The organism is Acidocella sp. C78, assembly GCF_907164655.1.
Genome location: NZ_CAJQZK010000078.1, coordinates 33605 through 57338, shown reverse-complemented (window position 1 = coordinate 57338; position 23734 = coordinate 33605). Strand labels below are relative to the sequence as shown.

General features: G+C 66.0%; 20 protein-coding genes. 15 read left to right on the top strand and 5 right to left on the bottom strand.

The window, feature by feature from the left end; genetic code table 11:
- Window positions 1–60: 60 nt before the first annotated feature.
- Both ACIDOCELLA78_RS86340 and ACIDOCELLA78_RS86335 read left to right on the top strand, forming a co-directional pair.
- Window positions 61–1890 carry a chloride channel protein gene (locus ACIDOCELLA78_RS86340; protein ID WP_201728267.1) on the top strand — a complete coding sequence of 610 codons (1830 nt, stop codon included), beginning with the start codon at window positions 61–63 and terminating at the stop codon, window positions 1888–1890.
- Window positions 1891–1981: 91 nt separating this feature from the next.
- A complete protein-coding gene (locus ACIDOCELLA78_RS86335; RefSeq protein WP_201728266.1) occupies window positions 1982–3190 on the top strand; it encodes a diaminopropionate ammonia-lyase in 1209 nt (402 codons plus the stop codon).
- Here the strand turns inward: ACIDOCELLA78_RS86335 and ACIDOCELLA78_RS86330 are convergent.
- Genes ACIDOCELLA78_RS86330 through ACIDOCELLA78_RS86320 form a run of 3 tightly spaced genes read right to left on the bottom strand, consistent with a single transcriptional unit; the run spans window position 3184 to window position 6297 of the window.
- Window positions 3184–4176, bottom strand: a complete 993-nt coding sequence (locus ACIDOCELLA78_RS86330) for a substrate-binding domain-containing protein (protein ID WP_201728265.1) — start codon at window positions 4174–4176, stop codon at window positions 3184–3186. The two genes, ACIDOCELLA78_RS86335 and ACIDOCELLA78_RS86330, sit on opposite strands and share 7 nt — an antisense overlap.
- A gap of 49 nt (window positions 4177–4225) precedes the next feature.
- Window positions 4226–5260, bottom strand: a complete 1035-nt coding sequence (locus ACIDOCELLA78_RS86325; RefSeq protein ID WP_201728264.1) for an ABC transporter permease — start codon at window positions 5258–5260, stop codon at window positions 4226–4228.
- Window positions 5257–6297: an ATP-binding cassette domain-containing protein gene (locus tag ACIDOCELLA78_RS86320; RefSeq protein WP_249675468.1), complete on the bottom strand. Its 1041-nt coding sequence runs from the start codon at window positions 6295–6297 to the stop codon at window positions 5257–5259. The genes ACIDOCELLA78_RS86325 and ACIDOCELLA78_RS86320 overlap by 4 nt, the downstream gene beginning before the upstream one ends.
- Between ACIDOCELLA78_RS86320 and ACIDOCELLA78_RS86315 the strand changes: the two genes are divergently transcribed.
- From ACIDOCELLA78_RS86315 to ACIDOCELLA78_RS86270, 10 genes are all read left to right on the top strand, one after another.
- Entirely contained in the window at window positions 6287–6727 is a 441-nt protein-coding gene (locus ACIDOCELLA78_RS86315) for a cupin domain-containing protein (protein WP_201728263.1), read from the top strand. The two genes, ACIDOCELLA78_RS86320 and ACIDOCELLA78_RS86315, sit on opposite strands and share 11 nt — an antisense overlap.
- Window positions 6728–6734: 7 nt before the next feature.
- Entirely contained in the window at window positions 6735–6974 is a 240-nt protein-coding gene (locus ACIDOCELLA78_RS86310; protein WP_283770820.1) for an FAD-dependent monooxygenase, read from the top strand.
- Window positions 6923–7981, top strand: coding sequence for an FAD-dependent monooxygenase (locus tag ACIDOCELLA78_RS86305; protein ID WP_283770825.1), 1059 nt, complete (start codon window positions 6923–6925; stop codon window positions 7979–7981). The genes ACIDOCELLA78_RS86310 and ACIDOCELLA78_RS86305 overlap by 52 nt, the downstream gene beginning before the upstream one ends.
- The gene (locus ACIDOCELLA78_RS86300; RefSeq protein ID WP_201728262.1) at window positions 7978–8796 is read left to right on the top strand and encodes an alpha/beta hydrolase; all 819 of its coding nucleotides are present in this window, start codon (window positions 7978–7980) and stop codon (window positions 8794–8796) included. Before ACIDOCELLA78_RS86305 ends, ACIDOCELLA78_RS86300 begins: the two co-directional genes overlap by 4 nt.
- Before the next feature lie 119 nt (window positions 8797–8915).
- Window positions 8916–9680 carry a pyrroloquinoline-quinone synthase PqqC gene (gene pqqC / locus ACIDOCELLA78_RS86295; protein ID WP_249675466.1) on the top strand — a complete coding sequence of 255 codons (765 nt, stop codon included), beginning with the start codon at window positions 8916–8918 and terminating at the stop codon, window positions 9678–9680.
- 210 nt (window positions 9681–9890) lie between these two features.
- On the top strand, window positions 9891–11291 hold the full coding sequence (locus ACIDOCELLA78_RS86290; protein WP_201728260.1) for a transporter: 1401 nt from the start codon (window positions 9891–9893) through the stop codon (window positions 11289–11291).
- Window positions 11292–11365: 74 nt separating this feature from the next.
- On the top strand, window positions 11366–12199 hold the full coding sequence (locus ACIDOCELLA78_RS86285) for a FadR/GntR family transcriptional regulator (RefSeq protein WP_201728259.1): 834 nt from the start codon (window positions 11366–11368) through the stop codon (window positions 12197–12199).
- Between the two features lie 31 nt (window positions 12200–12230).
- Window positions 12231–13235, top strand: coding sequence for a substrate-binding domain-containing protein (locus ACIDOCELLA78_RS86280; protein ID WP_201728258.1), 1005 nt, complete (start codon window positions 12231–12233; stop codon window positions 13233–13235).
- A gap of 10 nt (window positions 13236–13245) precedes the next feature.
- Entirely contained in the window at window positions 13246–15147 is a 1902-nt protein-coding gene (locus ACIDOCELLA78_RS86275; RefSeq protein WP_201728257.1) for a sugar ABC transporter ATP-binding protein, read from the top strand.
- The gene (locus ACIDOCELLA78_RS86270; protein ID WP_201728256.1) at window positions 15144–16151 is read left to right on the top strand and encodes an ABC transporter permease; all 1008 of its coding nucleotides are present in this window, start codon (window positions 15144–15146) and stop codon (window positions 16149–16151) included. Before ACIDOCELLA78_RS86275 ends, ACIDOCELLA78_RS86270 begins: the two co-directional genes overlap by 4 nt.
- 5 nt (window positions 16152–16156) lie before the next feature.
- On the opposite strand, the gene ACIDOCELLA78_RS86265 is transcribed toward ACIDOCELLA78_RS86270, so the two are convergent.
- Window positions 16157–16579, bottom strand: coding sequence for a hypothetical protein (locus ACIDOCELLA78_RS86265; RefSeq protein WP_201728255.1), 423 nt, complete (start codon window positions 16577–16579; stop codon window positions 16157–16159).
- Window positions 16580–17221: 642 nt separating this feature from the next.
- Here ACIDOCELLA78_RS86265 and ACIDOCELLA78_RS86260 point away from each other — a divergent pair.
- Genes ACIDOCELLA78_RS86260 through ACIDOCELLA78_RS86250 form a run of 3 tightly spaced genes read left to right on the top strand, consistent with a single transcriptional unit; the run spans window position 17222 to window position 22207 of the window.
- A complete protein-coding gene (locus ACIDOCELLA78_RS86260) occupies window positions 17222–19582 on the top strand; it encodes a bifunctional diguanylate cyclase/phosphodiesterase (protein WP_214006275.1) in 2361 nt (786 codons plus the stop codon).
- A complete protein-coding gene (locus tag ACIDOCELLA78_RS86255; RefSeq protein WP_201728253.1) occupies window positions 19566–20162 on the top strand; it encodes a hypothetical protein in 597 nt (198 codons plus the stop codon). The genes ACIDOCELLA78_RS86260 and ACIDOCELLA78_RS86255 overlap by 17 nt, the downstream gene beginning before the upstream one ends.
- Entirely contained in the window at window positions 20162–22207 is a 2046-nt protein-coding gene (locus tag ACIDOCELLA78_RS86250) for a TonB-dependent siderophore receptor (protein WP_201728252.1), read from the top strand. The genes ACIDOCELLA78_RS86255 and ACIDOCELLA78_RS86250 overlap by 1 nt, the downstream gene beginning before the upstream one ends.
- A gap of 146 nt (window positions 22208–22353) precedes the next feature.
- On the opposite strand, the gene ACIDOCELLA78_RS86245 is transcribed toward ACIDOCELLA78_RS86250, so the two are convergent.
- Entirely contained in the window at window positions 22354–23730 is a 1377-nt protein-coding gene (locus ACIDOCELLA78_RS86245) for a glutamate--cysteine ligase (RefSeq protein ID WP_201728251.1), read from the bottom strand.
- Between the last annotated feature and the right edge of the window lie 4 nt (window positions 23731–23734).

Here is a 23734-nt window from a genome sequence, read left to right as displayed (position 1 = left end):
CCGTTGTATATCGTATTGCGATATATGACCAGCTCTTCCCCGACTCGGAGTCCGCCATCGATGTCATCTTCGCCCCATCTGCCACCGCCCGTTCGCCTTGGCGATTTCACGACCGATCGCGGGATCTTCCGGCTGATCGGGTTCGGCGCCTGCGCCGGCCTGTTCGGCGTCGTCGCCGGCTGGACTCTGCTGCGCATGATCGGGCTAATCAACGATCTCGTTTACTACGGCGTCTGGTCGACACGGATGCTGGCGCCGGGTGGCGCACAGGCGGGCGGCCATCCGGGGCTCTGGACGATCCTCGTTCCCGCCGGCGGCGCCGTGCTGATCGGGCTGATGGCCCGCTACGGCTCGGAGAAGATCCGCGGCCACGGCATTCCCGAGGCGATCGAGGCGATTCTGCTCGGCGGCGCCCGGCTCGACCTGCTTGTGGCGATCCTCAAGCCGATCTCCTCGGCGATCTCGATCGGCACCGGCGGCCCGTTCGGCGCCGAGGGGCCGATCATCATGACCGGCGGCGCCGCCGCCTCGCTGATGGCGCAGTGCTTCACCCTGACCGACGCCGAGCGCAAGACCTTGCTCGTCGCCGGCGCCTGCGCGGGCATGACGGCCGTGTTCGGCACCCCGGTCGCGGCCATCCTGCTCGCGGTCGAGCTCCTGCTGTTCGAACTGAAGCCGCGCAGCATCATCCCGGTCGGCACCGCCTGCATCACCGCCGCGATCCTGCGCCGCTTCTGCATGACGCCGGCGCCGCTGTTTCCTTATGCCGGCGGCGTGATCGTCGATCCGCTGCACGCCCTCGGCTGGCTCGGCCTCGGCCTTGCCGCCGGCTTCGGCTCCGCCCTGCTCACCGTGCTCGTCTATGCCGCCGAGGACGGTTTCAACAAACTCCCGGTCCATTGGATGTGGTGGCCGGCACTGGGCGGCCTCGTCGTCGGCATCGGCGGCATGGCCGACCCCGCGGCGCTCGGCGTCGGCTACCCCGACATCGCGCGCCTGCTCGCCGGCGCGCTCGCCGGCGGGGCCGCGATCCGTCTCGTCCTGGTCAAGGGCGTGATCTGGTCGGTGGCGCTGGGCTCGGGCACCTCGGGCGGCGTGCTGGCGCCGCTGCTGATCATTGGCGGCGCGCTCGGCGCGGTCCTCGCCCCCGTCATGCCGCACGCCGCCCCCGGCTTCTGGGCGGTGCTCGGCATGGCGGCGATGATGGGCGGCACGATGCGCGCCCCACTGACCTCGACGCTGTTCGCCGTCGAACTCACTGGCAATCATCTCATCCTCCTGCCGGTGCTCACCGCCAGCATGGCCAGCATGGCGGTAACCGTCCTGCTGATGAAACGTTCGATCCTCACCGAGAAGATCGCCCGCCGCGGCCATCACCTCACCCGCGAATACAGCATCGACCCGCTGGCCGTGACCCGCATCCGCGACATCATGGCAACCAGGGTGGACACGCTGGGCGCCGACCTGCCGATTGGGGCGGCGATCGAGCGCTTCCTCTCGCACGCGGCGGCGCACCGCGCCTTTCCGGTGACCGAGCCTGACGGGGTGGTGCTCGGCCTCGTCTCCCGCGCCGACATCCTCGACTGGATCGGCGACGAGGTGCGGCGCGACCTGCCGTTGCGCGCGATGATCGCCGGACGCAAGGTGGTCACCGCCGCGCCCGACGAGATGGCCGATGCCATCGCGGTGCGGATGCTCACCCGGAACGCCCCGCGCATTCCCGTGGTCGACACGGATGGCCGCCTCCTCGGCCTCGTCTCCCGCGCCGACCTGCTGCGCGTCCACCAGCGCGTCATGCTCGCCGAAACCCGCCGCGAACGCTTTTTCTCCTTCCGCCGCCGCGCCGGCGCGAAGGAAGCCGGAAAGCCCGAGCCGCTCGCCGTGCCATGAGGCGCACGCCGGATTGGCGCGCCGCCCCCGACCCCGGCATAACGGCGGCGGACCATGAGGCCGGCCCCTCGACTCCGGCGGGAGCAAAGACATGCTGATCCTGAACCCCGATCCCGCCCACCGCGCGCCGCTCGACGCCGCCGATGCGGCACTGCTCGGCGCGGACGCGGCCGATGAACTCGCCCGCTACCTCGCCCACCGCCCCGATCACCGCCCGACGCCGCTCATCGCCCTGCCTTGCCTCGCAGCCCGGCTCGGCGTCGCGGCCCTCCACCTGAAGGACGAATCGCCCCGCTTCGGTCTCGGCAGTTTCAAGGCGCTGGGCGGCGCCTATGCCGTGGTCCGCCTCGTGCTGGAGGAAGCCGCCCGCCGCCTCGGCCGCCCCGTCGGCTACGATGAAATGACCGCGCCGGAGATCCGCCGCATCGCCGCCGCCATGACCTTCGCCTGCGCGACCGACGGCAATCACGGCCGCTCGGTGGCGCAGGGCGCGGCGATGCTGGGCGGCCGCTGCGCGATCCTGGTGCATGAGGGCGTCAGCCCGGCGCGGGTGGCGGCGATCGCCGGCCTCGGCGCCGAGATCATCCGCGTCGACGGCACCTATGACGACTCGGTGGCAGAGGCCGCCCGCCTGACCGCCGCCCGCGGCTGGACGCTCGTCTCCGACACGTCGTGGCCGGGCTACGAGCGGATTCCGGGCCTCGTCATGCAGGGCTATGTCGCGATGGTGGACGAGGCGCTCGCCGCCATGCCGGCCCCGCCCACCCATGTCTTCATCCAGGCCGGCGTCGGCGGCCTCGCCGCGGCGGTCGCCGGCCATCTCGCCGTGCGCTTCGGCGCGCTCCGGCCGACACTGGTCGTCGTCGAGCCCGACCGCGCCGCCTGCGTGCTGGCGGCGGCGCGCGCCGGACGCCCTGTCCGCATCGCCGCCGGCGCGCCGACGGTGATGGCCATGCTCGAATGCTACGAAACCTCGCTGCTCGCCTGGCGCATCCTCGCCCGCGCCGCCGACGCCTTCATGACGGTGAGCGAGGACGACGCCGTCGCGGCGATGAACCGCCTCGCCCGGCCCGAGTCCGGCGACGCGGCGGTGGTGGCCGGCGAAAGCGGCGGTGCCGGTCTCGCCGGCCTGCTCCGCGTCGCCGCCGATGCCGGGGCACGGCAGACGCTCGGCTGCGGCGCGGATGCGCGGGTCCTCGTCTTCAACACCGAAGGCGCGACCGACACGGCGCGGTACCGCGACCTCGTTGGCCTCGACCCGGCGCTGGTAGCCGGCGCCGAGTCAGCGCCGGATCAGTAATAACCCTTCTTGATCAGCGGCTCGATCTTGTCGAGCAGCGCCTTGTCGTCGGTGCCGGCGGCGGTGTTGACGTTCATGCCCTCGAGGTCGAACCGCCTGGTGAGCACGCATTGCACCACCGGCAGGAAGCCCTGCAGGTAGAGCTGCTGGTTCAGTGTCGCCGCGATATAGCCGCTTTTCACCCCGGCGATGGTGGTCGGCGCGAGATCGATGCCGCCCACGGTGATCTCCCCAGGCTTCTTGCCGGCCTCCTGCAGCGCCTTCGGAATGAACGAGGTCACCAGCCCCTGCTGCGTGCCGATCGCCTTGAGCTTCGGATGTCGCTCGATGAAGGCGACGAGGATCGGCACCGACAGCGCGGGGTCGGCGTTGACGGCGTCAGAGATGTTGAGCTTGAAGACCTTGAGGCCCGCTGCCTTCAGCCCCTTCACCACGCCCTCGGCGGACTGGCCGCGGATGCCCTCGGCGAAGACGCCATAGACCAGCGCTTCGTCGCCCGGCTTCAGGTGCCCGGCCTTGACCATCGCCGCCGCGGTGGTCTCCCCACCCTGCACAAGAAAGGTGCCGACATAGCCGAATCCGTTGGCCCGGTATTGCGCCTCCAGCTTGGGCAGCGGCACGTTACCGGCGGTGACCACCATGCCCTGGGCCTCGGCCTTGCTCACCAGCGGGGCGAAGGCGGCATTGCCCGGATGGCCCATGATCTCGGCGCATTGCGGGCCGGCGGCTATGGCCTGGCGGAACTGCTCGATCATCTTTTCCGGCTGCCAGTTGGAATATTGCGCGATCAGCCGCACGCCGAGCGCCTTGGCCGCCGCCTTGGCGCCGAGTTCGCGCGGCAGGGTCGAGGCGTCGCCGGGGCTGCCGCCCATCTGGAAATACATGGTCAGCCCGGTGCCGAGCTTGTGCGGAGCCGCGGCGGCCGTGCCGCATACCAGTGCCGCCGCGATGGTGACCGCCGATGCGAAGGACGTCCTGAGTCTCATCTCGTCTCTCCCTGTATTTGCCTTGAGAGGCCCGTCATACCGGCGGGCTTCACTCGCGTTGCATCAGTCTCCGCTGCAGAGCCTTCACCCTCGCCGGGTCGCCGAGACCGGTGTGCAGCACCACCGCGGCGACGAACACGAGGCCGACGATCACCTCGACCCAGAACCCCGAAACCCCGGTCGCGACGATCCCGGCATCCAGCATGCCGATGATCATGGCGCCGAAGAAACTGCCGACCACGGTGGCCGATCCGCCGAACACCGAGGAACCGCCGATGAACACGGCGGCGAGCGCCGAGAGCAGCAGCCCCTGGCCCTGTGTCGAGAAATAGCTGAGATTGGCGACCGTCATCAGGAAGCTCGCGAAGCCGGCGAGCGCGCCCATCAGGGTGAACAGCCTGACCCGTTCGCGGACCGTGTTGATTCCGACCACCCGGGCCACCTCGCGCGAGTCGCCGATGAACAGCAGGTGCTCGCCGAAGCGGTGCCGGTTCAGGATCGCCCAGATCAGCACCGCGACGGCCACCGCCCACAACGCCTCCACCGGCACGCCGAGCAGCGTTCCCGAGAAGACCCGCGCGATCACCGTTCCGGTCAGATCGTTCAGCGCGTAGGACAGGCCGCCCGAGAGCACGGTCGCCACCCCCGTCCAGAAGAACGACGTGCCGATGGTGATGATGATCGAGGGAATCCCGAGTGCGGCGACCAGCCAGCCATTGATCACCCCCACCAGCGCGCCGCCGCCGAGTGCTGCGGCCAGGCCGAGCCACGGCAGGTGCAGCTTGTCGGCGCAGAACGCGAACAGGAAGCCCGACAGCGCGATGACCGCCGGGAACGACAGATCGATCTCCCCGGCCGCGACCACGAGTGTGAGGCCGAGCGAGAGCACCAGCATCGGCGGAATCGTGACGAGGAAGGAATTGTAGATCGGCCAGCGGAGAAACACCTCCGGCGCGAAGCCGATATAGACGCCGATCAGCGCGAAGAACACGACGATGATCGGTACCGCGCCGAGATGCGCGAACCAGCGCGGGGAGGATTTCGACGCCACCGGACGTCCCGGGCTCACGTCGCTGCCGCTCATGCGTGGCCTCCTGTTGCCGGCGTGCCGTGTTGCAGCTCGATCAGGAACCGGGTGAGATCCTCGAGGGTCATCTCCCCGGGCCTGATATTCGCGACGATCCGGCCGCGGTCGAGCACCACCAGCCGGTCCGCCAGCGCGTGAACATGCGCGAGATTGTGCTCGATATAGATCGCCGCGCGCCCCGAGCGCTTGATGGAGCGAACGAAGTCCAGCACCTTCTGCACCTCGCTGATGGCGAGTGCGGTGGTCGGCTCGTCGAGGATGATCAAGTCGGAATCGAAATGCATCGCCCGGCCGATCGCAATCCCCTGCCGCTCGCCGCCCGACAGCTTGGCTACGGTGGAATCCGCGTCGATGCCGACGCCGCGGAACCCGAGCTGGCGCTGCAGGATCTCGTTGGCGATGCGCCGCTGCTCGCGCACGTTGATGAAGCCGAAGCGGTTGACGATCTGCCGGCCGACGAAGAAGTTCCGCCACAACGGCTGCTTCTCGCCGAGCGATTTCTCCTGATACACCGTCTCGAATTTCAGCGAATGCGCGCGCCGGACCGAGTAATTATACAGGTCCACCGGCTCGTCGCGAATATAGAGCCGACCCGAACTCGGCCGCACCACGCCTGTCAGCGCCTTGATCAGCGTGGACTTGCCAGCCCCGTTGTCGCCGATCAGGCCGACAATCTCGTTGCGCCCGATCGCCAGGTCAATATTGTCGAGGGCGCGAACCTTGCCGAATTCGACACAGAGCTTCTCGGCGCGGACAATGTCGGACCAGTCGCTGTGCAGTGCCGCATGTCCCTCCGGCGTGCCGCCGCGGGACTCCGCGATCGGATATCCTGGTGAGCCCATCGTTCGGCTTCCATTTTGACGTTTCCTTCCGTTCATTATTGATGAAAGACAGATCGAGTCAATCAATGTATCAGTCCCCGAGTACAATTTTCCGTGCGCAGGTAAATCGGCTTCCCCGCATCCTCGGCTTGCCCGCGCCGCCGCCGCCTGATTTAACAATCCCAAACAGGGGAGACCGACCATGAACGACATGCCGCCGGGAATCACGAAGGCCGACGAGGGGATCGACGGTGTGGTCTGGAACGTCCTCGGCCAGACCTACACGCTGAAGCAGGACTCCGACCCTTCGATGGCCTGGCACGCGATCTTCCCGCCCGGCACCTTCGTCCCCCCGCATGTCCACCCGACGCAGGACGAATTCATCTACATGCTGGAGGGAAAATTCGATCTCTGGCTCGACGGTCATGACCTCGCGGCCGGCCCCGGCGACCTGATCCGCATGCCGATGAACAAGCCGCACGGCATCTTCAACCGCTCCGACACCGACGTGAAATGCCTCTTCTGGGTCGCCCCGGCCCGCTCGCTGCGCGCCCTGTTCGAGCGCATCCATAACCTCGCCGACCCCGCCGAGGTCGTCCGCATCGCCGCCGAGCACGAAGTCCATTTCCTGCCGCCGGGCTGAGCCCGCCATGCGCGTGCTCATCGCCGGCGGCGGCATCGGCGGGCTCACCCTCGCTCTCATGCTGCACCGACGTGGCATCGAGTGCCTCATGCTAGAGGCCGCGCCGGAAATCCGCCCGCTCGGCGTCGGCATCAATATCCTGCCGCACGCCGTCCGCGAACTCGCCTCCCTCGGCCTGCTGCCGCGCTCGACGAAATCGGCCTGCGCACCCGCGCGCTCTCCTACCTCAACCATCGCGGCCAGGTGATCTGGACCGAGACGCGCGGCCTGCACGCCGGCCACGACGCGCCGCAATTCTCCATCCATCGCGGCCGGCTGCAGCACATGCTCTGGCGCGCCGCGCGCGAGCGCCTGGGGGAGGAGGCCCTGCGCCCGGATGCGCGGGTCGTCGCCGCCACCGAGGCGGACGACGCGGTGCGGGTCACGCTCGCCAGCGCCGCCGGTGCTCGCGAGACGATCGCGGGCGACGCGCTGATCGGCGCCGACGGCATCCATTCCACCCTGCGCCCGCTGCTGCTCGGCGCCGACCCGCCGATGCGCTGGAACGGCATCCAGATGTGGCGCGGCGCGCTCGACTGGCCGGCCTTCGGCAGCGGCGACGAAATGATCATCGCCGGCAACGCCACCGCCAAGCTCGTCTTCTACCCGATCGGCCGGCCCGCCGCCGACACCAGCACGCGGCTGACCAACTGGGTGGTCTATGCCCGCACCGGCGCCGAGGGCATGCCGCCGCCCGCGCGCGAAAGCTGGTCGCGCCGCGGCACATGGGAAGAATTCGCCCCGCTGGTCGCTGGCTTCGCGCTGCCCTTCGTCGATATCGAGCGCCTCGCCCGCGAAACGCGCGAAATCTTCCTCTACCCGATGTGCGACCGCGATCCGCTGGAGCGCTGGACGCGCGGGCGCATCACTTTGCTCGGCGACGCCGCGCACGCGATGTATCCGGTCGGCTCGAACGGCGCTTCACAAGCGATCCTCGACGCCCGCTGCCTCGCCGACCGTCTGGCCGAAAGCGCCGACACCCCCGCCGCACTCGCCGCCTACGAGGCCGAGCGCCGCCCCGCGACCGCCGCCGTCGTGCGCTCGAACCGCGTCGGCGGCCCCGAGCGCGTCATCGACCTCGTCGCCGCCCGCGCCCCCGACGGCTTCGCCCGCATCGACGAGGTCGCCCGCCCCGACGAGCTGGAGGCCATCGTCCGCGGCTACGCGACCCTCGCCGGCTTCGCGGCGCCGCAACCTGCGAGCGGCGCGCCATGACCGGCCCGTCCGACCCCGTCTTCCAGTATCTCGCCGGGCAGATGCGCCCCGGCCATCCGGCGCTGATCGAGGCCTTCCTGCGCGAGGGCGACGCCGCCATCGCCGCCCGCGCGCCGCGGCTCGACATCCCCTACGGCCCGCATGAGCGCGAACGCTTCGACCTCTTCGCCGCCCCCGGTGCCGCGGCGACCCTGCTCTACCTGCACGCCGGCTACTGGCAGGGGCGTGACAAGGCGCAGTTCCGCTTCCTCGCGCCGCCCTTCGTCGATGCCGGGTTCAACGTGGCACTGGCGAACTACCCGCTCTGCCCCGATGCCAGCCTCGCCGCGCTGACCGCCTCGGTGCGCCGCGCCGTCCCCGCCGTCCTGAACGCCGCCGGCGGCACCGGCGGCCTCGTCGCCATCGGCCATTCCGCCGGCGCCCATCTCGCCGCCGAACTCGCGCTGACCGACTGGGACGGGCCCAGCCCGGTTACCGCCATCATCGGCCTCAGCGGCGTGTATGATCTCGACCCGCTGCGCGCGACACCGCTGAACGACAGGCTCGGGCTCGACGCCGAAGCCGCCCGCGCCGCCTCGCCGGTGCATCGCGTGAAGCCGCACATGCCGCCGGCGATCTTCGCCGTCGGCGGCGACGAAACCCCCGCCTTCCGGGCGCAGACCGGCGCGATGCACGCGGCCTGGCGCGCCGCCGGCAACATCGCGCACGAGATCGTCGTTCCCGGTGCCGATCATTTTTCTCTCCTGCGCCACCTGGCCGATCCCGCCTCATCGCTCTTCGCCGCCATCGCCCCGCTCGCTGCCCCGCGCGCTTGATTCGCGCGCCTGACCGGCGCGACGCTCATCCATCCCCGCCGCGCAATGATGGAGATCAATGCGCCGTCCGCCGCCCCCTGTCGTCTTTCGGGCCGCACACTTTCGGGGAATGTCCAATGATGAGAGCCGATCTCCTGGCCGAGGCGCCACCCGCCGATGACGGCCGCGCGCCGTGGTCGCACGCCGAATTCGAGGCGAAGCTGCGCGAGGCCGGCAGCGCCTACCACATCCACCATCCGTTCAACGTTATGCTCAACACCGGCAAGGCGACGCCGGAGCAGATCCGCATGTGGGTCGCCAACCGCTTCTATTACCAGATCGCGATCCCGGTGAAGGACGCGGCGATCCTCTCCAACTGCCCCGACCGCGAGATCCGCCGCGGCTGGATCCGCCGCCTCCTCGACCATGACGGATTCGACTACGAACTGCCCGACGGCACCCATCTGCGCGACGAGGGCGGCATCGAGGCCTGGCTCCGCCTCGGCATCGCCGCCGGCCTCCCGCGCGAGGAGATGCTCGACCTGCGCCACCTCCTGCCCGGCGTGCGCTTCGCGGTCGACGCCTATGTCAATTTCGCCCGCCGCGCGCCCTGGCAGGAGGCCGTCTGCTCCTCGCTGACCGAGCTTTTCGCGCCCGACATCCACCGCCAGCGCCTCGCCACCTGGCCCGGCCACTATCCCTGGATCGAGAGCGAGGGCCTCGACTATTTCCGCAACCGCACCAGCCAGGCCCCGCGCGACGTCGTCCACGGCCTGCGGATCACGCTCGCCCATTTCGCGACGCGGCCGATGCAGGAGCGCGCCCTGCAGATCCTCAAGTTCAAGCTGGATATTCTGTGGACGATGAACGACGCGATGGGACGGCACTACGGCGTGAACGCGTGAGCCAGCCGCACGGCGCCGTCACCGGGGAGCGATGCCGCAAGGCTGGTTGCGTCGGTGGGAACCGGAATCTGTCGCGCATTATGAACTTTCACGCGCAAATCAATAATTGAACGGAAAAATTAAATGAGTATAAGGAATTGATCATTTTTGGTCCGGGCTTTCAAATTTCTTTGTGCAAGGCGCTGCACGAGACGCGGGGACGGAGAGGCTATGAGCAGAATTCACTTGATCTCGCGGACGATGCTCGGCGGGCTGGGTATCGCCCTCATGGTTCAGGGAGCTGCAGATGCCGCAACGCCGGAGACCTCCGCGCGGATCCGTGAACTGAACGCAAGACTGGACCACCAGGCAGCTGTGTTGCAGCAACAGAAATCGAGCCTGGTCGCGCAGATGGACGCGATCCGCACGGAACTCGAATCGATCCGGCGTGAGCGTGCCGAACTCGCCGCGTTGAACGGCAGCGCCCCGCCGCCCACGCGCCGCCTGCCTCGCCGGCGTGTTGCGGAAGCCCCGGGCGCGCCCTCAGCGACGGCTGCCGAGCCGGCGCAAACCACGACGGCGCCGCGCGAGACGACGGCCCCGGCCGCCGAGGCCGCCGCCTCGACCCAGCGCGAACAGGCCGACGCCAACCGCAAGGCGCGGACCAACCTGGTGCTGCAAACAAACTCGTCCCTCGCCCAGTCCGGCGGGGTGCTGACGCCGAAGGGGACGCTCGTGATCGAGCCGTCGCTGCAATATTCCTATTACGATACCAATCAGGTGAACGTCAGCGGATTCACCATCGTCCCCGGCATCACCTTCGGCAATATCAACATCAACAAGGTATATGAAAATCTGCTCACCGAGCAGCTCACCCTGCGCTATGGCCTGACCGGGCGGTCGGACGTCTATGTGCGCATCCCTTTCGAGACCGGTTACAACACCACGATCACCTCACCGATCCTGGTCGGCCAGAGCGTGGGGCCGCTGACCGTCTCGGCGCACGCCTTCAACCTTGGCGATATCCAGTTCGGCGGCAGCTACCAGCTCAACCGCGGCTCGGAATCGGTGCCGACCTTCGTCGCCAACCTCAACTTCAAGACGATGACCGGAACAAGCCCGTTCAGCGTGCCGATCTTCACGACCAACTCGCCTCAGGGAATCTACCTTCAAGGGGTGGACAAGCGACTGCCGACCGGCACCGGCTTCTACCAGCTCCAGCCGAGCCTGACGATGCTGTATCCGACGAGTCCGGTCATCCTGTTTGCCAACCTGAAATACGTCTATAATTTCGGCCGTACCGTCAGCATCCAGAACCCCGGCGGCGGCGCGGCGGTGAAGGCGAAGCTGCAACCGGGCAATGGCATCGGCCTGTCCTTCGGCATGGGCTTCTCGCTCAACAACCGCGCCTCGTTCAGCGTCGGCTACGAGGAGGACCAGTATTTCGACGAGCAGCAGAACGGCCAGAGCATCAAGGGCACGGCGTATGACGCGGGCGCCTTCGATTTCGGGCTCGGCTACCAGATCACCCATAATGCCAGCCTCAATGTCGGGGTCAGCATCGGCGTCGGTCCCAACTCGCCTGCCGCACAGATCGTCGTCCGCCTGCCGATCAGCCTGAATATTCTCTGAGCGCCACCCCCGAAACACGCCGGGGAATTTAAGGTCCGGGCGGAGTGAACGGCTCGCTTGACCGTGAGCGGCGAATGGTGTTTGCTCCGCTGGTCTGCTGGCTGGGCCAGTGGACAAGCGGGAGGATAAACGACGTGCCGCAAGGCGCCTTTTCCGTGATCGGGCATCTGCCGGATCTGCGCGACTCCGTCATGCGGCGGACGACGCGCGAGCTGGTTGCCGAAAAGATCGCCGGGCTGATCGCCGCCGGGATCGTCCGGATCGGGGATGCGCTGCCAAGCGAGCGAGATCTTGCCACTTCGTTTCAGGTCAGCCGCGAAACCGTTCGCGGCGGCATCCAGATCCTCGCGGCGCGGGGCGTGATCGAGGTATCGCAAGGCGCACGGACGCGGGTCATCAGCACCGACCTCGGCCTCATGGCGCCCGGCGTGACCGAGACCCGGCGGATCAATGAATACGATATCGAGACCGTTCACGCGGCACGCATGCTGGTCGAGCGCGAAGTGGTCGCCGCCGCGGCGCGGGAAATCAGGCAGGACGATCTCAACTTCTTGCGCCGCTGCCTCGAGACGCAGAAATCGGCGCAGACCGACCCGGTGCGGTTCCTGATTTCCGACCGCGAATTCCACCTCGCGATCTATCGCGCCTGCGGCAATCCCGCGCTCGCCGATTTCGTCAGCGACCTCTACGCCCACATGATGGAGATCCGCCGCCGCGCGGTAGCGCAGGACCAGGCCGTGGCGCGGAGCGTCGCCGATCACGAGGCGATCCTTGATGGGCTGGCGCGGCATGACGAGGCGGCGGTGGTCGCCGCCTTCGACGTGCATCTCGACCGGATCTACCAGACCACCCGCCACGTGATCGAGGGCGGCAGGCCGCCATCCGGCGCAGCAGGCCGGAACGACTGAACCTACAGTCTCAAACAAACAGGAGGAAACCATGACTGACGACATCATCATCCGCGCCAAACCTCGCCTGATCACGAGGCGAACCCTAGGCAAGCTCGCCGCGCCGACAGTCTTCGCCGCGGCGATGGCGCCGGGCCTCGCCTTCGCCAAGGGCAAGCGCCTCGCCTACATCACCCCGGGGCTAGACCTGCCCTACTGGCGCACCCTGTCCAACGGCATCGCCGACGAGGCGAAGAAACACGGCGCCAGCTCGGTCACCTATGACAGCCACAACTCGGCGCAGACCCAGCTGACCAACGCGCAGGACGCGATCGCCAAGAATGTCGACGGCATCATCCTCTCGCCGACCGACACCTCGACCGCGCCCTCCGTTCTCGCCGCCGCCGCCCGCGCGCGCATCCCCGTCGTCATCGCCGATATCGGCACCTCGGGCGGCGAGTATCTCTCCTTCGTCATTTCCGACAACCGCAAGGGCGCCTATGGCATCGGCAAGGTGCTGGCCGCCGAACTCAAGGCGAGCGGACGCAAGCACAACACCGTCGGCCTGGTGACGATCTCGCTCGCCCGCCAGAATGGCAAGGATCGCACCGCCGGCTTCATGCAGGCGATGGACGAAGCCGGGATCAAGCGCGTCGCCCTCTCGCAGATGCAGACCTACACGGCCGATGAAACCTTCAAGTTCGTGCAGGACATGCTGACCGCGCACCCCGAGATGGACGGGCTCTTCGTCGAGACCGACGAGCCGACCATCGGCGCGCTGCGCGCGATCCGCGCCGCCCACCGGCAGAAGACGATGAAGGTCGCCGCGTTCGACGGCATCCCCGAATTCATCAAGATGATCGAGGACGGCACCATCGTCGGCTCCGGCATGCAGCAGCCCTACCTGTTCGGCACCGAATCGGCGAATGCGCTGTTCCAGCATTTCGCAGGCACAACCCCGCCGAAGCGGATCGAGATCCCGATCATCGTGGTGGACAAATCGAATGTCGCCAAGGAAGCGCCAATCGTCCGCAAGACGACGTTCGGCCTGAGCTGAGCCGATCGCCGTGGCCCTGCTCGAACTGCACGACATCTGGAAGCGTTTCGGGGTCACCCAGGCGCTTTCCGGTGCCGCGTTCGATCTCCGCGCGGGGGAAATCCACGCTCTTGTCGGCGCCAATGGCGCCGGCAAGTCGACCCTTTCGCGGATCATCTCGGGCCATATCAGGCCCGATTCCGGAGAAATCCTGCTGAACGGGGCCCGGTTGCGGCATGCCGGCGCGCGCGACGCCATCCGCGCCGGTATCACCATGGTGACACAGGAAACCTCGCTCGCGCCCGATCTTTCGGTGCTCGAAAATATCATGCTGCCGCGGATCGCGATGCCTGGCCGGCTCGACTGGCGCGCCCTCCGGGCGCAGGCGCGGGCGCTGATCGGCGAGATCGGCCAGAGCGACGTGCTGCGGCCCGACATGAAGGTGAGCGAGCTGAGCATCGGCCAGCGCCAGCTGGTCGAGATTCTCAAGGCGCTGGCGCTGGACAGCCGGATCATCATTTTCGACGAGCCGACCGCGGCACTGTCGCCGCACGAGGCGGAGCAGCTGTTCGGATTGATGCGCAGCCTTGCCACGAGGGGGCACGGGCTGATTTTCGTGTCGCACCGGCTGGAGGAGATTTTCGCCGTCACCGACCGGGTGACGGTGCTGCGCGAGGGGCGGATCGTCGCCAGCGGGCTCGCGACCGAGACCATGCAGCAGGGCGAGCTAGTGCGCCTGATGGTGGGACGCGAGTTGCAGGACATCTACGACCGCGGCGGCCGCAGCCGGCGGCGCACGGACGGCGCGGTGGTCTTGCGGGTCAGTCACCTGAGCTGCCCGCCGATGGTGCGGGACGTGTCCTTCGAGGTACGCGCCGGCGAGGTGCTCGGCCTTGCCGGGCTGGTCGGCGCCGGACGATCGGAAACGATCGAGACGATTTTCGGCCTGCGCCAGCCGGTCTCGGGCACGATCGAACTGGATGGCAAACCATTCCGGGCGCGCTCGCCGCGGGATGCGATAAGGGCAGGCATCGGCCTTGTACCGGAAGACCGGCGGGGCCAGGCGATCGTGCCGGATTTCTCGGTGCGCGAGAACCTGCTGCTCGCGCATCTGGGCGCGCGCTCGGCGATGACGCTGGGCTATGGCACGCGCGGCGCCGCGGTGCGCGCGCTGCTCGAACGGCTGGACCTGCCGGAGCGGCGCCTGCTCGACGCCAACATGCTCAATTTCAGCGGCGGCATGCAGCAGAAGGTGATCCTGGCGCGCGGTCTCGTGCTCGCGCCACGGCTGCTGCTGCTGGACGAGCCGACCCGCGGCGTCGATATCGGCACCCGCAGCAGCATCTACGCGATGCTGCGCCGGATCGCCGATGAGGGTGTTGCCTGCGTCGTGGTGTCGTCGGATTTCGAGGAAGTGATCGGCGTGTCCGACCGCATCGCCGTGCTCAGCGACGGCGTCAGCGTCGCGGAACTGCCCGCGGAGCTGATCGACATCGAAAAGCTCGGCATGTTCGCCGCACCGCGCAGTTCGGCGGAAAAGACCCATACCATGCTCGGGCAGCTGGTGGCGCGGTATGGCGGCACGGCCTACTGGATGGCCGCCGAGGGAGGGCGGCTGTTCTGCTTCGACAGGGTGGGCGACGATCCGTCGGCCGATCCCGGCTTCGTCACCGGCGGCTTCCCCGAAATCGCGGCGACTTCGATCGCCCATGCGGTGGGGGCGCCGCGCGGCGCGCTGCACCGGGCGCCTGATGGTTCGCGCCCGACCCTGCTGGTGCCGATTTCCGGCAAGCGCGGCCACAGCCTCGGGATTGTCGGGCTGACCTTCGGGCGAGAGCCGGCGGATTTCGACGCCCCCGCGGTGACCCAACAGATTCTCGCAGCGCTCGGCGAGCGGCGGGATGCTCAAAACGAGACCAGGATCGAGGCATGACCCCCATGAACGGACCCGCCACTTCCCTCACTGGGCAGACCGGCGCCGCACCGCGCCGCACGCTGCTCACCCTGCTTGCGACCCAGATCGAACTGCGCATGTCGCTCGTTGTCGTCGCGGTGATGGCCGTGCTGTCGCTGATCTCGCCGTATTTCCTCACCTTCAACAACATGCTGAACCTGCTGAGCCAGTCGGTCGTGGTCGGGCTGCTGGCACTCGGGCAGACGCTGGTGATCCTGATCGGCGGCATCGATCTGTCGGTGGGCTCCCTGGTGGGGGTGACGGGGATCGTGCTCGGCCTCTCGCTGCACCATGTCCCGATGCCGGTGGCGTTCCTGTTCTGCCTTGCGGCGGGCGCCGCGGCCGGGCTGGTCAACGGCCTGATCATCACCTACGGGCGGGTGGCCGCCTTTGTCGTCACGCTCGGAATGATGTCGGTCGGGCGCAGCCTTGCCTATGTGCTGAGCGGGGCGAATTCAATCAGCGGACTACCGGCTGGCCTCGGCGCGCTTTCGGCGGACTCGCTGTTCGATATTCCGGTGGACTTTCTCGTGCTGATCGCGTGCTATGCGCTGTGCTGGTGGTTCCTGAACCATACCAAGGGCGGGCGGACGCTATATGCGCTCGGCTCGAACGCCGAGGCGGCGCGGGTCGCGGGCCTGCGGATCGGGACGTGGAGCGTGCTCGCCTATGTGATTTCGGGGCTGATGAGCGGGGTGGCCGCGATATTCATGGCATCGCGAATCCTGTCCATCGACCCGATCGGCGGCCAGGGACTGGAACTCGACGCGATCGCGGCGGTGGTGATCGGCGGCGCCAGCCTGTTCGGCGGGCGCGGCTCGATCGTCGGCACCCTGTTCGGCGTGTTCGTTATGCTGTTCATCCGCAACGGGCTGAACCTGCTCAACGTGTCACCCTACTGGCAGGGCACGGCGATCGGATCCGTGATCATCATCGCGGTTCTGGCCGAGCGGCTCCTGAGCGGCGCCCGCCGCCGCGGCTGAGCCGCTCAGAACCTGTAATGCAGGCCGGCTGAAATCAGGTTTTCCGACTCCATGCCGCCGGTGCGGTCTTCGGTAGCCGTGAAATAGGTGTCCTGCAAGCGGACGAACCAGGCGCTGGCGAGCGGCAGATCGACACCGAATCCGCCATCAAGCCCGTATTTGCCCCAGCCGGCCACCGCGCCGAATTTGGCGAAGACCGGGTAACCCGGGAGATAGACAAGGCCATCGAGGCTGAATTCCGGCCCCGGCCGCACCGCCCGCTCTTCCTTGCCGGTCGTGATCAGGAACGCATCGATGCCGAACGTGGTCAGGCCAGGAACCGCATGGCGATAGCCGAGCGAGACATAGGCGGAGCCGGGAATGAAATTATACCCCGCACCGATATCGACGTTCCGAGCCTGCGCGGCGGAGCCGAATGACACTGCCATCAGGATGCCGGCAATGCTTGCCCCGCGGCGGGCTTTCGATGCGATTGTTTTCATTATGAGTTTGGCACCTCCCGAGCCTGACCGCTATGCCACCGTACACAGCCGCGATCCGCGGCCTGCGCCGTGCGAGCGGTTCGTTGAGCAGCGTAGCCTTCGCGACAGGCTCAATCAAGCGACCGGTGCCGCGTTCGGGAACAGCGTAGAAGGATCGGACGGTCGTCTTATCCGGAAAGACTACGCATTGTTATTTGCATGAACGAATACTGCCAATGAGTCGTTCTGCGAGGCACGCATTGCGATTAGGTAAATTTTTTGCTAACAAAATAGTCAATTGCTTTTTTGAGAAATTGTTTCGGAGGAAGTATTTTTTTGATGCATAATTCTCAAAATTATCAATTTGATTTTTCGTTTGTACTTATGTGGTGCGCCGATGGCAAAACCCGCTAAACTCGTCATTAACAATTCTGATATAATGATTTTGTGGCGGCGGCAGGCCCGTCGATGTTTTGCAAGCCGGCAGATTTTACCGGATCATTTTCGAAGCCTTCCTGATTTGTCACCGTTCAAGAATGCCATGCATGTAATCGTCCGGGCCGAACGCTTACCCAACGATGCGCCTGTACGGCGGTGCACAACGGCACCATGCTGAATGCGCATCCCCTATTGAGCCTGTTGAAGGCGCCGCTTATCGGGATTGGCACGGCAAGCGTCGTTTACGCGATAGCGGCGCGCGCCGGGGGCATGAAGCCACGCGCACGCATTGCCCTCGCCGGACTCGCCGGAACCGTGGCGGCGATCGGGGGCTGGCGGGTATTCCTGGTCAGCCTGCACATCTATTTTCCGCATGTTCGCGACGCGATTCCCCTCGCGGCAAGGCTTGAATCGTTCAGCTTCATGACGGGCGGCGCGTTTATCGCGCTATTCATCACGCTGTTTCTGACGCGTAACAGCCGGAACATGGCGCTTGCCAGTTCGACGATCGCCGCAGGTGCGTCCTGTATGGTGTTCGCCGCCGTCAGCGGCATCGCCGAGCCTTTCACCCTGGCGTACGAGCTCAGCCGGGTCATCATCACGATGCTGGCCGGCGGCCTGCTCGCCGCGGCCGGAATCCGGTTGGCAAACCGGGAAGACGGCTTCCGCATCCTGAGCATTCCCGCGCTGGGATTTTCGCTCGTGGTGCCGATTTTCGGCGCACTTTCGGCCATCCTGCCATTTGCCGACTGGGTGACGGCAACGCGCCAGCAGAACGCCTTTGCGCTGCATCCCCTGCAACTTGTGTTTGTGTCCGAACTCGTCGTGATGCTGGCCTTCGCACTGGCCGGCGCCGGCGTCGACAGGCAGAACGCGCTCAGGGTTGCCAGCGAAAACACCCGCCTGCGCGAACTGACCGACAACATGTTCGAGGCTCTGCTGATCCATCGCAAGGGTGTGATCGTCGACATCAACCAGGTGTGCTCGCAACTGCTCGGCTGGCCGGCCGAAGTTCTGGTGGGCAGCCCGATCGACCGCTTTCTGCCAGGGCTCGCGACGGCCGACTGGTCCGACGCCGAGAGGCCGCATGCCGCGGAAACCATCATCATGACGGCGGGCGGCGAAACCATTCCGGTCGAAACACTATCGCGGATGATCAGCTTTGGGGGCAGCAAGGCGCAGGTCACGGCATTGCGCGACATCAGGAGCCGACGCGCAGCAGAAGAGAAAATCCGCTTTCTCGCGCATCATGACGCGCTGACAAAATTGCCGAACCGACTGATGCTGCAAGACGCACTGGCGCGGGAGATCGCGGCGATCCGTGCAGGGGGGCTCGGGCTTGCGATCTTCTACATCGATCTCGATCGCTTCAAGTCAGTGAACGACACGCTCGGCCACCAGATCGGCGACAAGCTACTGCAGATGGCTGTGGCGCGCATTCTGTCCAATATCCGGGACATCGACCTGCTGTGCCGGATTGGCGGCGATGAATTCGTGCTGCTGCAGCCGCGTGTCGAGCATCCCGACATCGCAGGGTCGCTTGCGGCGCGGCTCAATCATGCGATCAGCCAACCCTACGACATCGACGGGCATGCGGTGAATATCGGCGCCAGCATCGGAATCGCGCTGGGCCCCCAGGATGGAACGGAAGCCGAGATGCTGATCGGCAAGGCCGATGTCGCACTCTACCGCGCCAAGGCCGACGGCCGGAACCGACATTATTTCTTCAGGCCCGGCATGGATACCGTCCTGCGCCGGCGACGCGTGCTCGAACAGGAACTCTCGGCTGCGATCGAGCACGAGGATCTTACCATCTGTTACCAGCCGGTGGTGACGGCTGATCACGAGTTGGTCGGGTTCGAGGCTTTGCTGCGCTGGACGTCACCGACATGTGGCAGCATCTCGCCTGACGAGTTCATTCCGATTGCCGAGGAGACCGGGCTGATTGTCCGGCTCGGCGCCTGGGTGCTCGACGCCGCCTGCCGGCAGGCGACAAGCTGGGGCGGGCGATACTGGGTGGCGGTCAACGTGTCTCCACGGCAACTGACCGAAGAGGACTTTCCTCGCCTGACGGCGGAAACCATGGCACGCGCCGGGCTGGCCGCGCATCTGCTCGAACTCGAAGTCACCGAAGGCGTGGCGCTGCACGACAACGCCCAGGCGCTCAACGCCCTTGCCGCGTTGAAGCATCTCGGCCTGCGTATCTCCCTCGACGATTTCGGCACCGGGTATTCCGGTCTGTCCTCGCTGCATCACTACCCGTTCGACAAAGTCAAGATCGATCGATCCTTCATCGCCCGGATCGCCGATGGCGATCGTGCGCGAGCCATCGTGGCAGCAGTGCTGGCGATGAGCCGGCAACTCGGCCTGACCGTGACAGCCGAGGGAATTGAAACGGCAACCGAATTCACGGTGGTACGCGACAGCGGCTGCGATCTCATGCAGGGCAATTTCCTGAGCCCGCCGATATGCGACAATGACCTTGATCTCTACATCGAAGCCCGGGAATGCCGCGATGCCGCACACGCGTGAGCGCACAGATCCGCGGGCACAACAGGTCAGTCCATCTGCCGGAACCACGCGGATTGTCTTCGCATTCGTTCTCGGGTTGGCGCTTCTGGCCGGCATCGCCTATGGCCAGACCCCACCCTCCGCGCCGTCCTTTACCGCAACAGATATCAAGGTCCTCAACAAACTGCTGACCTTCGTTCGTCCAGCGGTGAAAGGCGATGGCATCATCGCGATCGCGTATCGCCCGGGCAATGCGGCCTCGAAAGCCGACGCCGAGGCGATCGCAGCAACAATAGGCCATGGCATCATGACGGGCACCGCCCATCTCCGACCGGTTCCGGTCCCAGCCAACCGGCTGATGGCAGGTGAATTCGACATCATAATTCCCGCTGACAGGGCTCCCATGCAGGAAGTCGCCGCGGCATGGGCCTCGCATCATGCGCTTTGTGTCACCTCACAAGTCGCACGGGTGCGGGCCGGAACGTGCACGCTTGGCATCGCATCGCGACAACGGGTGACAATCGTCCTGAACACGAAAGCAGCGCGCCGCGCCAGGGTGGATTTTGCTGCCGCGCTGTTATTGATGATCGAGGAAGTATGATGCGGCAGCAACATCGCAGATCGGCTTGTGCGATCATTCAGCTGGCTCTGCTTGCGTCTCTGTCCCTGACGGGACGGGCCCATGCGCAGATCTTCCCGTTCGGTCAACTGGAACAGGTGTTCGGCGCGCCGGTCACCGCAGCGGCCACGGGCACGCCGCTGCTGGCGCGCGATGCGCCGGCCAATGTGGTGATCATCACCCAACAGCAGATCCGGCGTTCGGGGGCGATTTCGATTCCCGGCGTTCTGCAGTATGTGACCGGACTCGACGTGCGCCCCTATACCCTCAACGCGCCGGAGGTCGGCGTGCGGACCTACAACCAGCCATACAATCCGCGCCTCCTCGTGCTGCTGAATGGCCGGCAGGTTTATCTCGACGAATTCGGCCACGTCGCCTGGAGTTCCATCCCGGTTCAACTCTCGGAAATCCGGCAGATCGAGGTCATCAAGGGGCCGGCAACCGCACTATATGGATTCAACGCCGTCGACGGTGTGATCAACATCGTGACCTTCGATCCTCTCGATGATCGGGTAGACAGTGCCGAGGTCTATGGCGGCACCCAGAGCCAGTATGGAGCGTCGCTTGCCGGTACCGCCCATGTCGGGCGTATGGGCATTCGCCTCTCGGCGGGAAGCTATTCGGCCGATCCGAAATATACGACCGTCCTGCAACGGCCGGACGCCATCTCGCTGCTCAAGCCCCGGAACGACGAGATTCATCTTGCGACCCGCACGGCGCTTACCCCCGGCGTCAGCCTGTATGCAAGCCTGAGCTACAGTTATGGCGAAATCCCAAGCGAGAGTTTCGCATCGGTTCTGAGCACGCTCTTCCTCTACACCAATTCGCAGCGAGTCGAGCTTGACGCGGATACAAGGATCGGGCGGATCAGCCTGAATGCCTATCGCAACGGTTTGCGGGAAAATATCTTTGTCCCGTTCTTCACCCAGCCCAACAACCTGTTGCAGCAACGCGTCTATGTCTTGCAGGCTACCGACCTCATCAGGGCATCACGCAACCACGTTATTCGGCTAAGCCTCGAATATCGCAACAACTCCGCCCACTCGCTGGACTTTCTCGGCGGAACAGCCAGCTATCAGGACATCGCCGCCGATGCGACATGGATGTGGCATGTAACACCGTCCATTTCCCTGACAAACGCGGTGCGGGTTGACGATCTCTGGCTCGGATATGACGGCGTGCCGATCCCGAATTCCGGCCTGACCGCGCAGCAGATCCGCCAGGGCGGGTTCGCAGCACTAAGCTTCAATTCCGGGCTCGTCTACAAGCCTACAAACATTGATACGCTCCGGCTGCTGCTCGGCCAGGGGGTGCAGGCGCCGAGTCTGATCGATTTCGGCCTGCAAGGAGCCGCGGGAGCGTTTGGTCTGGTGGGAGCCACCGGCAATCCATTTCTGCACCCGATGATCGTCGATAACGCCGAACTTGACTGGGATCGGCAACTCCCGGCCCTGCATTCAACACTCCATACGGCGCTTTTCATCCAGCGCGACCACGACATCATCACCTCGCCGGTCGGTGGCATCATCGTGCCGACGCCAGCAGCGCCCATCATTCTTGCGGCAGAAAATTCCGGCTGGTCCGAAGCGGGCGGGGGCGAAATCTCGCTGAAGGGCCACACGAGTTCAGGATGGCGTTGGTCGCTTGGATTTGCCTACGAAGACACATTCGAACGCAAAGTCGGCAATCGCCAGATTGTATTCGACAGCAACAGCAACCTGTTTTCGACCGTTCCACGCGACAGCGTTATTGCCCATGTCGGGCGCACCTGGGGCCACTTCGATATCGATGCTTACGGCCGCTGGCAATCTTCTTATCGTGATATTTCCTTTACGACGGCCATGCTGAATTTTATTCCTGTAACGATCTCCAGCAACTTCACGCTCGACGCGCGGGTGGCCTATCACCTGAGCAAACATGTCACCTTGTCGGTCGTCGGGCAGCAGCTCAACGCGATCCGTATTGCCTCGACACCAGGACCTTACACCAACCGCCAGGTCATCATTGCGCTGACGGCCCGATATTGAGCGCCTGACCCTGATATGCGTTCTCGACCATCAGGGTCAGGGAAGCCGCAACCACCCCTCCGGAACAACCGAGCCGCTCTCAACACCGTCGGCCGGCGGAGGGGCGGCGCGTGGATAACCATCCCCACCCTACGCCCGGGACAGCGTCAGAGTTCAGCTTCGGTGAAAATGCGGGTGATGTCGCCGTGCCAGGCGCCGTGATAGCGGCCAAGCCAGTATTCGGCCTGGGTCGGCCCACCATTGGCGATTGCCTCAAGCGGGGCGAGGTAGATGCGCTCGTCCTCGCCCTTGTCGTTCGTTCGCGCGCGCGACTTCAGCCCCCCGGCAGCAATTGCGATAACGTCGCGCGCGAGGTCGCGCAGGGTGCCCGCGCCCAGCGCAATATCCAGACCATGACGAGGCACCTCCTCGCGCAGATGGACGATCTGCTCGTAGGAGAGGTCACGGATCAGGGCACAGGCTGAATCAAGCGCCGCGTCATCGTAGAACAGACCGGTCCAGAGGGCGGGCTGGGCCAGAAGCATCGCCGGATTGCCGGCATCAGCGCCGCGGGTCTCGATGAAGCGCTTGAGGCGGACATCGGGAAAGGTTGTGGTGGTATGATCGGCAAAATCACCGATCGTGGCCGGCTCAGCGCCGAGCCCATCGAGCCGTCCGGCGATGAAGTCACGGAAAGACTTGCCGGAGACGTCGATATACCGGCCGTCCCGGTAGACGAAATACATCGGAATATCGAGCATGTAGTCGGCATAGCGCTCGAAGCCGAACCCGTTCTCGAAGACCATTCGCGGAATGCCGGCGCGCGCATTATCGGTATCGAGCCAGACATGGGCGCGATTGGAGAGCAGACCGCTCGGCTTGCCCTCGACGAAGGGGCCATTGGCAAAGAGCGCCGTGGCGAGCGGCTGCAAGGCGAGGCCGACGCGCATCTTCTTCACCATGTCGGCCTCGGAGGAAAAATCGAGATTGGCCTGAACGGTGCAGGTGCGGAGCATCATGTCGAGCCCGCGCGTGCCAATCTTCTGCATGTAGGCGCGCATGATGGCGTAGCGGCCCTTGGGCATCCAGTCGAAATCCGCGCGCCGCGCCGTCGGGTGAAAGCCGAGCGGCGCGAAGCCGAGGCCGAGCGTGTCGCCGATGCGGTGGACACGGGCGATATGGTCGTCAATCTCCCGCTTCGTCTCGTGGATCGAGGCGAGCGGGGCGCCGGACAGCTCGAACTGGCCGCCGGGTTCGAGGGAGATGGAGAACCCCCTGCCCTTCAGGCCAATCGGGTTGCCGGAATCGAGGATGGGCTCGATCCCCTCGTCGGCGGCGACCGAGTCGAGCACGGCGCGAATGCCGTCCGGCGCGTAGGGCGGCGGAGCAAAATTGTCGCGGCGGAAGCCGAAGCTCTCGTGTTCGGTGCCGACGCGGAAATCGGCTGGCGGCTTGCAGCCCGCGGCAAACCAGTCGGCGAGTTGCCGGGCTGCGGGCTGAGCGGGATCGATCGGGGTGGCGTCGGCCTCTCCGGGGTTGGACAAATTC